Source organism: Brevibacillus sp. JNUCC-41 (genome assembly GCF_014844095.1).
In the GTDB taxonomy this organism is placed as follows: Bacteria; Bacillota; Bacilli; order Bacillales; family DSM-1321; genus Peribacillus; species Peribacillus aracenensis.
In genome coordinates this window covers 2,989,620-3,003,119 of the sequence record NZ_CP062163.1, presented here as the reverse complement: position 1 = coordinate 3,003,119, position 13,500 = coordinate 2,989,620, and the positions used below count along the sequence as shown (strand labels likewise).

At 40.4% G+C, this 13,500-nt stretch carries 14 protein-coding genes and 1 pseudogene; 5 read left to right on the top strand and 10 right to left on the bottom strand.

What is annotated here, in order from left to right; all coding sequences use genetic code 11:
• Nucleotides 1–11: 11 nt before the first annotated feature.
• Complete coding sequence (locus JNUCC41_RS14590) at nt 12–1,223, bottom strand: metallophosphoesterase family protein (RefSeq protein ID WP_192203629.1); 1,212 nt, start codon at nt 1,221–1,223, stop codon at nt 12–14.
• A 179-nt stretch (nt 1,224–1,402) separates the two neighbouring features.
• The gene (gene cysK, locus JNUCC41_RS14585) at nt 1,403–2,326 is read right to left on the bottom strand and encodes a cysteine synthase A (protein ID WP_089364653.1); all 924 of its coding nucleotides are present in this window, start codon (nt 2,324–2,326) and stop codon (nt 1,403–1,405) included.
• A 333-nt stretch (nt 2,327–2,659) separates the two neighbouring features.
• On the opposite strand from cysK, the gene JNUCC41_RS14580 reads away from it, so the two are divergent.
• Nucleotides 2,660–2,848 (top strand): YhzD family protein, encoded by a 189-nt coding sequence (locus JNUCC41_RS14580; RefSeq protein WP_192203628.1) that lies wholly within the window; start codon nt 2,660–2,662, stop codon nt 2,846–2,848.
• Between the two features lie 350 nt (nt 2,849–3,198).
• Here JNUCC41_RS14580 and JNUCC41_RS14575 read toward each other — a convergent pair whose 3' ends face one another.
• Nucleotides 3,199–3,996, bottom strand: a complete 798-nt coding sequence (locus tag JNUCC41_RS14575; protein WP_192203627.1) for an enoyl-CoA hydratase — start codon at nt 3,994–3,996, stop codon at nt 3,199–3,201.
• Between the two features lie 93 nt (nt 3,997–4,089).
• The gene (locus JNUCC41_RS14570; protein ID WP_192203626.1) at nt 4,090–5,706 is read right to left on the bottom strand and encodes a long-chain fatty acid--CoA ligase; all 1,617 of its coding nucleotides are present in this window, start codon (nt 5,704–5,706) and stop codon (nt 4,090–4,092) included.
• A 373-nt stretch (nt 5,707–6,079) separates the two neighbouring features.
• On the opposite strand from JNUCC41_RS14570, the gene JNUCC41_RS14565 reads away from it, so the two are divergent.
• Complete coding sequence (locus tag JNUCC41_RS14565) at nt 6,080–6,958, top strand: dimethylarginine dimethylaminohydrolase family protein (RefSeq protein WP_192203625.1); 879 nt, start codon at nt 6,080–6,082, stop codon at nt 6,956–6,958.
• A 72-nt stretch (nt 6,959–7,030) separates the two neighbouring features.
• Here JNUCC41_RS14565 and JNUCC41_RS14560 read toward each other — a convergent pair.
• A pseudogene (locus JNUCC41_RS14560) lies at nt 7,031–7,515 on the bottom strand (HIT family protein).
• 128 nt (nt 7,516–7,643) lie between these two features.
• Nucleotides 7,644–8,042 (bottom strand): hypothetical protein, encoded by a 399-nt coding sequence (locus tag JNUCC41_RS14555; RefSeq protein WP_192203624.1) that lies wholly within the window; start codon nt 8,040–8,042, stop codon nt 7,644–7,646.
• Nucleotides 8,043–8,414: 372 nt separating this feature from the next.
• Here JNUCC41_RS14555 and JNUCC41_RS14550 point away from each other — a divergent pair, with 372 nt between their 5' ends.
• Together JNUCC41_RS14550 and JNUCC41_RS14545 are read left to right on the top strand one after the other, a co-directional pair.
• Nucleotides 8,415–8,864, top strand: a complete 450-nt coding sequence (locus JNUCC41_RS14550) for a DinB family protein (protein ID WP_192203623.1) — start codon at nt 8,415–8,417, stop codon at nt 8,862–8,864.
• 226 nt (nt 8,865–9,090) lie between these two features.
• Nucleotides 9,091–9,507, top strand: coding sequence for a hypothetical protein (locus JNUCC41_RS14545; protein WP_192203622.1), 417 nt, complete (start codon nt 9,091–9,093; stop codon nt 9,505–9,507).
• A 145-nt stretch (nt 9,508–9,652) separates the two neighbouring features.
• Here the strand turns inward: JNUCC41_RS14545 and JNUCC41_RS14540 are convergent, their stop codons facing one another.
• From JNUCC41_RS14540 to JNUCC41_RS14525, 4 genes are all read right to left on the bottom strand, one after another.
• The gene (locus JNUCC41_RS14540; RefSeq protein ID WP_228467335.1) at nt 9,653–9,925 is read right to left on the bottom strand and encodes a transcriptional regulator SplA domain-containing protein; all 273 of its coding nucleotides are present in this window, start codon (nt 9,923–9,925) and stop codon (nt 9,653–9,655) included.
• A 115-nt stretch (nt 9,926–10,040) separates the two neighbouring features.
• Nucleotides 10,041–10,907 carry a Cof-type HAD-IIB family hydrolase gene (locus tag JNUCC41_RS14535; protein WP_192203621.1) on the bottom strand — a complete coding sequence of 289 codons (867 nt, stop codon included), beginning with the start codon at nt 10,905–10,907 and terminating at the stop codon, nt 10,041–10,043.
• Between the two features lie 146 nt (nt 10,908–11,053).
• A complete protein-coding gene (locus tag JNUCC41_RS14530) occupies nt 11,054–11,410 on the bottom strand; it encodes a YlbF/YmcA family competence regulator (RefSeq protein WP_192203620.1) in 357 nt (118 codons plus the stop codon).
• 90 nt (nt 11,411–11,500) lie between these two features.
• Nucleotides 11,501–11,761 (bottom strand): hypothetical protein, encoded by a 261-nt coding sequence (locus tag JNUCC41_RS14525; protein ID WP_192203619.1) that lies wholly within the window; start codon nt 11,759–11,761, stop codon nt 11,501–11,503.
• 361 nt (nt 11,762–12,122) lie between these two features.
• On the opposite strand from JNUCC41_RS14525, the gene JNUCC41_RS14515 reads away from it, so the two are divergent.
• Nucleotides 12,123–13,484: a YheC/YheD family endospore coat-associated protein gene (locus JNUCC41_RS14515; protein WP_192203618.1), complete on the top strand. Its 1,362-nt coding sequence runs from the start codon at nt 12,123–12,125 to the stop codon at nt 13,482–13,484.
• Nucleotides 13,485–13,500: the final 16 nt, after the last annotated feature.

Below are 13,500 nucleotides of genomic sequence, written 5' to 3'. Positions count from 1 at the left end.
CCTTCCTACATTCATTGATTCGCTTCAAAAACTTGCAAAAGCCATCTTTCCGCTTCATCCAAAAGTTCCCTCTGCTCTTCCGGCCCTATTGAATCAAGAAACCGTCTTGCACCCGGATGAATATAAAGCGGGGCCAGAGCAGCATCCGTATCATCAAATTCAGAAGCAAGCATCGATACCTCAGCCATAAAGGGCGATATTCTTTCATTTGACCTAATCATCGGCATGGACTGGATGACTTTGATTTTATACACCCAGATAAATGGTTCCCCTTGGTCCTCTTCCTGCAAGATCCGGGTCAATTCTTCAAGATAATCCCCGGAAGGGCCTGCTGCGTCAGCTGCATCCAGCTTCAATTCCAAAAGTAAGTTTCTCCCATCGAAACGCTTCTGTTCAATTACTTCCTTGCATTGCTTGAACAGGACATCAAATCCACCTTCCGCGGATATTTCAATTGTTTCGCTTTCCCATATCACCTCAGAGGTTTCAATAAAAGAGTGACGCTTCATGTGCCCGTCGAATTCGACCAGCAAGCACCCTTTAATGCCGGACTCCTTTCTGTTCCTGCCTTGAATATTTCCTGGGTATATCACTAGCGGATCTTCTGATACTACCTGATGTTTATGAATATGGCCTAATGCCCAATAATCGAAATCTTTAGCAGCTAGTTCCTTCAATGAAAAAGGGGCGTATGGGCTATGTTCGGAATTGCCTTCCAAATTCCCATGAAGCAGACCTATATGATAATCGGCCCCTTCAGCTTTTATGTATGTTTCGATCATTCTCTCCCTTACGTGACGGCGTGGATAACTGAATCCATAAAGGTGGACAGTCGTCCCATCGATTTTTTCAAACCGTTTCACTTCGGTTTTCCCTGAAAATACGTGGACATTATCCGGCAGCCCCACAGTGATCCATGAGCCTCCAAGATGATCATGGTTACCATGAATGATATAAGCAGGGATCTGATGCTGCTGGAGTTTTTCCATTTCGGCTCGAAAGCGCACCTGTGTCCGGAGACTCCGATTTTCCCCATCAAATAGATCCCCCGATAACACGATAAAATCAACCTGATATGAAATCGCTTCATTAATGATCGTTTTAAAAGCTTTAAACGGACTGTCCCTTAATTCCTTTAATATAGCTGACGGCATATCCTTCAACCCTGAAAAGGGGCTATCCAAATGGAGATCCGCCGCATGAATGAACTTCAAACCGCTCAAAAGTATCACCTCGATTTCTTTCAACATTTAATTCTAACATAAACAGAACATACTTTCCCATATATTATTATTTTAATACGGCATCATTGTACCTGGTTATTCCAGTATGGGCAATTTCAACAGGAAAAAGACCGAATGGCGTGAACATTGTTTCATGCACGGCATTCGGTCTTTTTTTTTCATTTAAAAATATCCATACTTAAATATCGTTCACCATTATCCGGTGCAATGCATAATACTCGTTTGCCACTTCCGAGACGACGGGCTTCTTGCAGGGCAGTCCAGACAGAAGCACCTCCTGAAGGTCCAATCAATATACCTTCCTTCGAAGCCAAATCCTTCATGGTGGAAATCGCATCTTCATCTGCCGCTTGAACGATTTCATCAAATACCTCTGTATTTAAAATATTGGGGATAAAACCAGGGCTTGTACCCACTAATTTATGAGGACCAGGCTTTCCGCCGGAAAGAACTGGGGAACCCTTAGGCTCGACAACGACAACCTTTAACTCCGGCAGATGTTCTTTTAAGGCTTCACCTGTACCGGTTATCGTTCCTCCCGTTCCAGCAGTAGCGACAAACACATCCAGGTTTCCATCCATCTGATCCAGAATCTCGACTGCTGTCGTCACTCTGTGAATATCAGGATTGGCTTGGTTTTCGAATTGCTGCGGAATAAAGCTATTCGGAATCTCTGCGGCAAGTTCCTCAGCTTTACGAATGGCTCCAGGCATCCGCTCTGATGCTGGGGTTAGGACAACTTCCGCTCCGTATGCCTTTAAGATATTGATTCTTTCTTTCGACATATTATCCGGCATGACCATAATGGCCCGATACCCCTTTGCCGCGGCATTCATTGCAAGCCCAATTCCTGTATTTCCTGATGTTGGTTCTATGATCGTGGCCCCGGATTGAATGATACCATCCAATTCTGCCTGCCTAATCAAGTTGAAGGCAGCCCGATCTTTTACGCTGCGGCTCGGATTGAAATATTCAAGTTTCACAAATACTTCAGCGTCACCCTCCGCTGTTAAATGATTAATCCTTACAACAGGTGTATCTCCTATCAATTCAGTGATATTATTAACGATTTTTACCGTCATTCAAAAAATCCCCCTTCGCTCCATACACTTCCTACATTTTACTCAGGTTTATTATATCATTTATGATTTTTCATTTTAAGGAGAGAATTCCTCTAGTATAAATAGGTTTTGTTTTCATTGTTTCCAAAGATAAAGGAAGAAACCATGAAATTAGTTCGATTTAGTTATTTACCATCATTTTTCAAGATATTCAGCTACTTATCAATGTTCGCTTTCTTAATACATTCCCTTACATAACAATAGTCAAAATTGACAGATAATGATAAAATTTTTATAACAGCACCTATCTTTAGATAAAAGACAGCATCATTATTGACAAGGGAGTTTTTGAAAATGAGCAGAATATACAAATTGACCGTTTTTGAACCGTCAGGGGAAAAACTATTGGATGAACCATTTACAGCCGAGAATGATGAACAAGCAAAAGAATTGGGACAAAATCTATTAAAGGAAAAAAACTATCAAGATCGAACACATCGCTGTACATCACCTTCAGGCGCTTTATTGCTTTTTCATCGCTGATTGGAAATGGAAGCGCAATCACTGAAAAATATGATCAAGTTTTCCACACATTCCTTATATAAAAAAGGCGGTCACATATCATGACCGCCACCCAGACTGTAGATAAACTCAATGAAACTCAAGTTTGCCTACGTTTTTTTAGGGCTTATACAATTTGGACGTTGATTACTGCCCCAGGCACCCTCTCCAATCAACTTTGTAATAAACTTTAGAAAGAAACCATACTCGAGGAGTTGAAGGTTTCACTTTGGTTCAGTTGGTGCAGGAACATCGTTGATGAAAGAAAAGTTTTCCGAATCCCTTTTGCCTACAAACAGAGGCCGTCACTAGAAAGTGACGGCCTTTCTCATTCATTTTCCGATGAAGTTCGGTTTTCTTTTTTCCACGAAAGCTTTTATTCCCTCTTGGTGGTCCGCCGTTTGGCGCATTTTCATCTGAGCAGCTTTTTCAATCTCAAGGATCTTGATTAATAGTGGGCGATTTTTTTCACTAAGGATTTTTTTCGTTTTAATCATGGCCTGAACCGGGCTTTGCAGCCATGATTGCACTTTCTTCTCTACCGCATGTTCCAAGGTTCCTTCTGCCACTTCATGAATGATGCCCTTTTCTTTTGCTTCAAGAGCTGTAAGCACTTTACCTTCCCAGATCAATTCTTTCGCACCCACTTCACCAAGACGGCGTTCAAGGAAAAAGTGTCCGCCGCCATCAGGGATTAATCCAATCCCGATAAAATTCATCGCAACCTTACTGTCCGAATCGGCAATAAGGTGATCGGTTGCAAGCGCTATACTCAACCCAAGTCCTGCAGCTGCACCATGAATGGCACTGATGGTCAATTTAGGCATGAAGTATAGAGTGGTCACCAATTCACTGATTCCATCCATCAGTTCATCGAAAGCGTTTTCTTTTTCAGGCGAGAGCATCATCTTAATGTCACCGCCTGCGGAAAATGCTTTGCCATTCCCTTTTATAATGACGACGTCCACTTCATCATTCTCACTTACTTCCTTAAGGGCATTTATGAAATCATACAGCATTTTCGGATTTAAGGCATTCATGGCCTCTGGACGGTTCATTGCAACAGTAGCCGTCCTGTCCGAATATGTTATTAAAACAGTACCAGCAGGTGATGTCGATTCAATATTCAATTTATTTCCTCCTCTTTCGTTCTATTACTCTATTATATATTTTTCTACCATTAACGGAATAGGCAGAAAAGTCATAATTAAACAAATATAGCATTATTTATTGATATATTTATCCTGAAGCTGATCACGCAATGCCCTTTTCAAGAACTTCCCAACGCCCGTTTTAGGAATTTCATCCAAAAAGACCACTTCATCGGGCAGCCACCATTTTGCAAACTGCGGCATTAAAAATTCAATGATGTTCTCCTGGGACACTTGCCCCTTGTATGCGTCCTTCAAAACAACACAGGCAATCGGCCGTTCCTGCCATTTTTCGTGAGGCACCGCAATCACCGCCGCCTCAAAGATTGCATCATGGGCCATTAATGCATTCTCTATATCTACGGAAGAAATCCACTCACCGCCGCTTTTTATCAAGTCCTTGGTCCGGTCGACGATTTTCACGAATCCTTCTTCATCAATCGTGACAACATCCCCCGTATACAGCCAGCCATCTTTAAACGTATCCTCTGACCGCTCATCCTTAAAATACTCATTCGCTATCCAAGGGCCCCTGATCAGCAATTCGCCCATTTCTTTTCCATCAGGTTTCACTTCGCCACCCTGACCGATCACTTTAATTTCTATCATTGGTGAAACAAGGCCCTGCTTGGCCTTCAACTCATAAAGTTCTTCTTCAGAGAGATTTTCCTGATAGCTTTTTGGTTTGGATACAAATACGAGCGGGCTTGTTTCAGTCATTCCATAAGCATGCAGGAATGGTATCCCATACTTTTGTTCAAAGGTTTGAATCATGCTTTTCGGAGCAGCCGACCCTCCGCATAAAACAGCACGAATGCTGCTCGTATCATGGCTGCCTTCTTCTAGCTCCTTCAATAAGCCCAGCCATATCGTCGGAACCCCTGCTGCGATTGTAACCTTCTCTGTTTCTATAAGCTCAGCCAAAATCTTTGGGGTGAAATAAGGTCCCGGCAAAACCATCTTTGTTCCAAACCAAACACTGGCAAAAGGCATGCCCCAGGCATTTACATGAAACATGGGCACGACAGGAAGTGCCACATCACGTTCGCTTAATGCTGTAGAATCGGCAAGCCCCAGTGCAATCGCATGCAACAAAATTCCGCGATGTGAATAAACCACACCTTTTGGATTCCCGGTCGTGGCGGAAGTATAACATATTCCGGCAGGTGCATTTTCATCCAAGGTTTGAATGAATGGCTGTTTCGGATTCCCTTCTGCCAATAATTTTTCATAATGGTAAATAGGTGAAAGGGTCGTTTCAGGCAGCTCATCTTTATCCGTCATTATGATATAGCCTTCCACTGACGTTAACTCATCTTTAATTGCTTCCAAAAGGGGGATGACATCCGGGTCTATCAATAATAATCGATCCTCCGCACTATTGACGATATAAGATACATGTTGAGGAGACAGACGCATATTGATTGTATGTAGGACAGCACCATGACAAGGAATCGCAAAATAAGCTTCTAAATGCCGATGATGGTTCCAGGCAAGTGTTCCAATACGGTCACCTGTTTGAATACCGAATTTTTCAAGACTACTGGTCAGCCTTCTTGTACGCTCAGTAATCTCAGCGTATGTAAATGTATGAATTCCACCATCCGTACGCGAAACTACCTCTTTCTTCGGAAAATATTTTTCAGCTCTCTCAATGATTTGAGTCATGATCAATGGAGTATCCATCATTACAATCTCCCCCTTATATTAAAAGCATGCTCATTATATATTCGACCCGAAAAAAAATAATCCTTTTTCCCTAGGTGCCGTATACGATTATTTTAAATTCGGCTTTATCTAGATGAAATTTTTAAATCAGTTTGACGATATCGTGAAAGGGAGCGGATTTCTGAAAACGACTGGAATGTTTTTTAAACAGAACTTTCTTCGAATTGAAAGACTCTAACCCGTTTATACCGGAATCATTTATTAGGGGCGATCAGAGAAGTTAGTTTTAACCCATCCAAATTTAGCGGTGCAGTTCGATGATATAATTTTATGTTTCTTTCTAGAAAAAAGAGGAAATAGTAAAGATACAATTCTATTTAGAGGGAGCTCATTTATGGTGAACAAAATAAACGAAGAACTGGAAGCTTATTGTGCAAGTGAATATTCAAAGCTATCACGGGTGATCGTCTGTGAACCACGTTATATGGAAATCCGCGAGATCATTAACGAAACTCAAAAAGAGTTTCAAGAAGAAAATATCGATCAGGCACTTGCCATGAAGCAGCACGCCCAATTTATTAAGGCTCTTGAACATGAAGGGATTGAAGTCATAAAACTTCCGCCACAATTTACATATCCAGAACAAGTTTTCACGAGGGATATCGGTTTTACTCTTGGCAATACCGTATACGTTGCTGAATTGGCAACAGGTATAAGGCAGGGTGAAGAACAAATATTGAAATCCTGGCTCGAAACGAATGGTATCTCATATTTCAACCTCCTCAAAAATTATATTGAGGGCGGGGATGTCATTATTGACGGAAAGACCATCTATATTGGAATCAGTGAAAGAACGGATGAAACATCCGTCAAGCATCTTCAATCCCTATTACCGGAATACGATGTCATCGCGGTTCCTTTCATTGAAACATTCCTTCATTTAGATTGTGTTTTCAATATCATATCACCGACTGAAGCGCTTATTTTTCCAGAGTCCTTTACAAAAAAAGAGATGGATTTATTAGCTTCACGTTACGACATGATAGAAGTGACTAAAGAAGAACAATTCACATTAGGAACCAACGTGCTTTCGATTGGCAATAAAAGGTTATTCAGTCTACCATGTAATAAACAGGTAAATAGCCAGCTTCGTGAACGCGGATACGAAGTCATTGAAATCGATATAAGCGAAATCATCAAGTCCGGTGGCTCTTTCCGTTGTTGCACAATGCCACTATTGAGGACAACGAATAAGAAGACTGATTCAGCCTGAGCAGAATGAAAGAACCCGGACTTGTATGGAAAATGGGTTCTTTCTCCTTTTTTAAACATTGAACAGGAAGGATTATCGGTTTAATTCTTTTTTTAATGCCTCGATTCCATCCATTACAGTTTTTAAATTTTCAACATCATTCAAGCTGTTTCTTGCATGCAGCAAAACTGGTCTAACTGATTCCACCGAACGTCCAAACTCGTACATCCATTCATATCGAGGAACCATCCAAGTATGAAAATGGTGGAAAGTATCCTCATTGTAAAAATAATAAACGTGGTTTACCCCCAATACTTCCCTTTGAGCTTTTCTAATCCTGGTTAATACGTTTATGTAATCAACCTTTTCTCGTTCATTTAATTCATCAAAGCACTTAATATGGCGTTTAGATGCTAATATCACTAAACCTTCAATGGGGTATGCAACGTCTTGGTGAGCATGAAAATATTCAGATTCGACTATTACACCACCCTCTGCTTCTACTTCCCCACTTGTCAAAGCGCGCTTAAACATTCAACTTCCACCATTTTTCCATTAGATAAAGTAATTTTCCTCATAAGCCCCTCCAAAAGATTACCCCATAAATAACTGGCCACTCGGTCACATGTGAATTCTAAATGCAATGAAAAAATGCTTGGCTGGAGGTTTTTAGAAAGTGCAGGTACTGCCTATCTCCTCCTTTTCATTAATGCAGAAGTCTTAATATAGTTTCAGAATCCTTTCTATTTAACTGTGCATATTTGCTATATTTATCCTTGGTTAATTCTACAATATTTTCATCAGTATTAATCCAAACATAATATACAGCCATTTTACCTTCGCTTTTTTCATCATTAAAATAAAAGATGAAGTCCGCCTTAGGATGATCCTTCTCCAATGCGAACTCTTCCCAATCCGCATTCTTTATTATTTCTTTTGTTTTTTCTGTTTTCGCCACTTCTACCTTTTGTTTATATGCTTCGAATTTGTAGTTTTTACCTTCATATTTTTGGACGGAAATACGTTCTTGCTTTGTTGTACAACCTGAAGCTACCGTAATTGATAATAGACTAAGTGCAACAAGCAGCTGTTTCCTTTTCATCATATGTCATCTCCCCACATACTAATGGATTAATTATCCAATATATTTCATTATACTAGTCCACATAAAAGAGTAATAGGAATATTTGTCAATTAATTAACAGCAAAAAAACTCCAACCTTTGGCTTAAGAGTTCATGAACCCTGTATCCCTTGGGCATATGTCTTGCACTCAACCAAACCAAATTAGAGCTACTCGCTTCAAATGCATTCATTCCGATTATTAACTGACAATTAAAACCCTAAAAAAGAAATTAAGAATCGATAATCCTTTCTTTCGTGAAAAGACTTATCTAAAATTTGATAATATTGAATTATCCTTGCTATAATTTCATGAGATAGCATTTAGAAAAACAAGATTGAAAGGGGAATGTAAAATGAATTATATAAAAAATCAGCTAACGGTCATGCGCAGCAATCTTTTAAAAGAAATCGAGGGAATCAATCCAGAGTTTATGGATGTTCAGCCTGAAGGTTTTAATAATACAATCCATTGGCATCTTGGACATGTCCTTACTGCAGCCGAAAATTTTTTATTGAAATCCAACAGTGATTTGCCAGCGAATTACAGCCAACTATTCGGATATGGTTCAAAACCAGCGAACTGGAGCGGGGACGTACCTAGCGTTGAATTATTAAAGCAACAGCTGCATGAGCAACTTGATCGACTTCTTGAAATTCCGGAAGAACGATTGACAGAAAAAACAGCACAGCCTTTCAACGGAATGGAAACAGTCGGGGAATTTATTAATTTTGTAGTGCTCCACGAAACCAACCATATTGGGCAAATTCACGCAATGAAACTATTTATACAATCCAATAACTGATAAAGCCATAACTGTCACTCTGTTTTCCTGAAAAAATGAGTGGCAGTTTTTTTAATTCACCCGCAAAATATGCTGTTTTAACACTACTGGCTTCTGACATGTAAGTGTGGGTGCGTTTACACATAAGTTTGGAACAAACACTCGTGAATTCAGAGCCTTTACTCGTGAATTTCGAGCATTATTCGTGAATTTCGGGCTTTTACTTGTGAGTTTGGAGCATATACTCGTGAATTTCGAGCTTTTACTCGTGAATTCGAGCGTTACTCGTGAATTTCGAGCATATACTCGTGAATTTGTGGCTTTTACTCGTGAGTTTGGAGCAAATACTCGTGAATTTCGAGCTTTCACTCGTGAATTTCGAGCGTTACTCGTGAATTTCGGGCTTTTACTCGTGAATTTCGGGCTTTTACTCGTGAATTTCGAGCTTTTACTCGTGAGTTTGGAGCATATACTCGTGAATTCGAGCGTTACTCGTGAATTCCGGGCTTTTACTCGTGAATTTCGGGCTTTTACTCGTGAATTTCGAGCTTTTACTCGTGAGTTTGGAGCATATACTCGTGAATTTCGAGCTTTTACTCGTGAATTCAGAGCTTTTACTCGTGAATTTCGAGCTTTTACTCGTGAATTCGAGCGTTACTCGTGAATTCAGAGCCTTTACTCGTGAATTTGGAGCATATACTCGTGAATTCGAGCTTTTACTCGTGAATATGCTCAAAAAGAGCCCCCGCTCTATAAGCGAGGGCTTTCTTCTATTCATTCTCTTTCAGTAAAGCGAAGTAAACGCCTTTTCAAGTCATCTGGTCCTGATTATACATATAGTCACTGTAGGCTTTTTCCGCTGCGGCTTCCGAAGTGAACAAGGCATCATCATCCTCAATCGTATGAAATGTATCGTTCAGGAACAAGGCAACTGCATTGGGGTCTTTGGGATGCGGAACAATTTCCGCTGCTCTTATATTCGAAACGGTGGGAACATGGGGATTATTATAAATCACAAACACCTCGTCACCGACTTGCACTTCTTTTGCATTGATTACACCCATTGAATTCTTCCTTTCCATTACTGATTTTCCTTTAGTTTATGGAAAGAAGCTTATAATTATTTATGAAATGAAACAGGCCTCGCAAGCTGCATTATCTGAATGGGGCCCCTTCTAAATGAAGGAGCCCTGCCATTCACTTAAGCATATTCATCTTTTGTAAAAATTCGATTGGATGCTGTTTCCTGAAAAATTCCCTCAGCATATAGGCAACACCATCTTGATCATTGGAGCGCGTCACCCATTTTGCCACTTTCCTTACTTCCTCATCCGCATTGCCCATGGCAACACCTAGACCAGATCCGGCAATCATCTCCATATCATCCAATCCATCGCCAATCGAGACGATTTCCGTTCTTCTAACCTCTAAATGGTCGGCTAAATACAATACACCACTCCATTTAGAAACCCCCTTCGGAACGATTGTAATTTTATGTCCTGGATGTAATATTGCATCCACTTCAGGGAACATTTTCTTCATCAATTTCAACATATCATTTTGATCACTTTTCTCTGAGAATATTACGTCCATCTTCGTCGGGGCCATCGGTTGGTCAATAAGCTCTTCACTGATATCGTCCACATAATTTTGAGCATAAATATTTTGTTCATTCAAATACATAACCGATTTACCTAGCAAATTGTCCGGAAGGTTCACCCGATTGCCCAGAGAGTATTTTTCATGAATGAGCAATATTTGGCATGTGGTCTTTTCAAGCATTTGCACGAGCTCTACAGTCAGTTCTTCCGATATTCTTTTTACCATTATCGGCTTTTCTACGGAAGCTCCGACAAAGGCCCCTTGCTGAGCAACCATCATCGGATTTATTTTTAGGGCTTTGGCCACTTTTTTTGCTGAGTGATAGTTTCTTGACGTCACAAGTGCAACATGGACACCTTTTTGGTGAACATAATCTATTGCTTCTTTAGTCGATTTATTTAAACGGCCATTCGACTGGAGCAATGTCCCGTCAATATTGACCGCAAGTAGTCGATATACCATGCTGATCTCCCCCATCTGTAGTATCCTCTTTCAAATTTATGACTAAAATTTCGGGAATAGAACATATAGTGGTTCACGACCCTTGCACAGGTGCATTCAGGGAACAAAAAAACCCCCAACCATTATAGAAGGGAGTCTCCAACTGCTTATTGCTGTTGTTCAGGCAAGCCATATAAATCTTCAAGCGGCTTCATGATAATTTTATTGAGGTCTGCAATGACCATGCTCATCCGTTGTTCAGCTTCCATCAATTGTGAAATGGTTGGGTTTTGTTGGACAAGCTGTACCGTCTTTTGTGCTTGCTCAACTTCTTCCGGTGCAATCTCCTGTCCCATCATTTGCTTTTGCTGCAATGTTATTTGCAGATTACGGAAGTTTTCAAACATTCCTTTTGTTGCTTCATCAGAATTGACAAGATCATATAAGCGTTGCAAATCGGCATATTCATTACTTGCCCTAATAGCCTTTTCCATTTCATACGCTGCATCATATACGTTATTCATTTATTTCCCCTCCCGGTAATCATTGTATTCATACATCTTTTCCACTATAACAAATCCGATTAAGAATTACACGTCATCCTATTAAAACAGTTACGAAACCTTGAAATAAACCGATGATTCTACCCCATTTCCTGGGACACCGAAAATGAAGAAACCTGTTCTTCCACGATATCTTGTGCAGTTTCTGGAATAGCGGCTGAAAATGAGTGATAAGTACTCGGCACCTTTTTCGACAATGGTGTCCGGGAAATTGGCGTCAATTCTCGAAGCGGCTTTCTTCATTCCCAATTGATCAAGCAATTGTGCAGTACTTTTTTCCGTAAACAATGCTTTCTTTACTTCTGCCTTCACGAAAATTTTCATATTCTGTATAGAGGCATCATTAACAATTTGCCTAATTATTTGCCTAACTCTTCCTGCCGCTCTGGAATCACCCCGGGTGTCAACGGCAGCTGTTTCCCGTACGAATAGATTGGTTTATACGGTTTGAACAGCATTCTGATAGCTAATAAATTAGTGAATCACCTATTACAGTACCAAAGACCATAAATAGAATCTTCACCCAAAAATACCTTTGAAATTTCTCCTTTTATTGCTTGAAATAAAGGCTTGATGACACCTTCTAATAAAAAAAACATAGAATGTGTTATCCACATTTGCCCATCATTTTCTTATAAAAGGATATCAAACTTAGTGCAAACGGGGAATTATTATGAACCTTAACCATCAGAAAGTTTTCATTACGGTAAATTCCGCAGAAACTAGAAAGAAGGCGCTACTGTTTATCGAAGAAAAACTATTTGAGGAATGGGGCCTTCAATTTGGAGAATCCTTAACGATCATGGCTGGATGCCGTTCCGTCCCTGTACTTGTCCAGCCATTCCCGTCATCCCAGCCTACATTGAAACTTTCATATGATATGAACCAGATTTTATCCTTACCCGTTTTTTCCGATCCAATCTCCGTCTCATACCATGTGGAAGGAAGGTCAATAAAAATAGGCCCATTCTTCGCTTCACTCATGAACCAGACCCCGTTGCAAGACGGGACATTCGGCGAGATGGAAAAATTTTATCAGGAAATGAAATCATATTGTAATCAGCAGGGCATCCCCTTCTATTTAGTAAAACTGCAGTCTCTTCAAGATGGAGTTGTGGAAGGCTACCTGCCTGGGCAAAATGGCTGGCAAACCTTTACCCTCCCCATTCCTGATGTATTTTATAACCGGATACACTCACGTAAACTTGAGGAATCGCATTCTTTCAAGCTGTTTAAAACTGAACTGGAGGAACGGTCGATACCGATGTTCAATGGAAGGTTCCTCTCCAAACATCATGTACATGAGCTGCTAATCTTAGAAGATGAGCTGTTGCCAAATTTGCCCGAGACGATCCTTTTTAACGAAAAGGAAACTTTCTTGTCTTTTATAGAAAGGAATTCGGTAATCTACTTTAAACCTTCAGCAGGAAGCCAAGGCAGGAATATTTGCAGATTAACGCAAGTAGCTGGAAAATGGAAAATCGAGCAATCCGGACATCTCCAGAATGTACATTTTGCTGATACGGATGAAAATTTGTATGAAACGTTAAAAAGATTTTCAAGAAGACGATCCTTCATTCTTCAAAAAGGGATTTCCCTTTTCGAAATCGATCAGAGAAAAGTTGATTTCCGTATTCTTCTTCACCGGAATGATCAGCTTGAATGGAAAGTTTCATCAATGGTTGCCCGGATTGGGGACCCTGGTACAATCGTTTCCAATCTTGCACAAGGCGGATTGATGAAAAATGGGCCGGACTTTCTAAAGGAAGCATTTGATCTTCAGGACGCCAGCCGCATATATCAAAAGCTCATTCGGCTGGCTAAAAATACTGCCCAGGCCTTGGTCGAAAACCATGACGATTCATTCGGTGAGCTAGGGATCGATTTAGCACTGGATACTGATACACATCCATGGATCATCGAAGTGAATTCAAAACCTTCGAAAAAATTTCAAGGCAGCTATGAAACCTTTCGTCCATCAGTAAAATCCATCATAGATTTCATGCTTGCCCTTAACCGCGAAGACCATCCATAAAAAGGAGTTGCTAGCT

Coding starts and splice junctions, on each gene's coding strand:
- JNUCC41_RS14540 (WP_228467335.1), bottom strand. CDS start 9,925: ATGGAAAGGAAGAATTCAATGGGTGTAATCAATGCAAAAGAAGTGCAA.
- JNUCC41_RS14565 (WP_192203625.1), top strand. CDS start 6,080: ATGGTGAACAAAATAAACGAAGAACTGGAAGCTTATTGTGCAAGTGAA.
- JNUCC41_RS14580 (WP_192203628.1), top strand. CDS start 2,660: ATGAGCAGAATATACAAATTGACCGTTTTTGAACCGTCAGGGGAAAAA.
- JNUCC41_RS14535 (WP_192203621.1), bottom strand. CDS start 10,907: ATGGTATATCGACTACTTGCGGTCAATATTGACGGGACATTGCTCCAG.
- JNUCC41_RS14530 (WP_192203620.1), bottom strand. CDS start 11,410: ATGAATAACGTATATGATGCAGCGTATGAAATGGAAAAGGCTATTAGG.
- JNUCC41_RS14550 (WP_192203623.1), top strand. CDS start 8,415: ATGAATTATATAAAAAATCAGCTAACGGTCATGCGCAGCAATCTTTTA.
- JNUCC41_RS14570 (WP_192203626.1), bottom strand. CDS start 5,706: ATGATGGATACTCCATTGATCATGACTCAAATCATTGAGAGAGCTGAA.
- JNUCC41_RS14555 (WP_192203624.1), bottom strand. CDS start 8,042: ATGATGAAAAGGAAACAGCTGCTTGTTGCACTTAGTCTATTATCAATT.
- cysK (WP_089364653.1), bottom strand. CDS start 2,326: ATGACGGTAAAAATCGTTAATAATATCACTGAATTGATAGGAGATACA.
- JNUCC41_RS14515 (WP_192203618.1), top strand. CDS start 12,123: ATGAACCTTAACCATCAGAAAGTTTTCATTACGGTAAATTCCGCAGAA.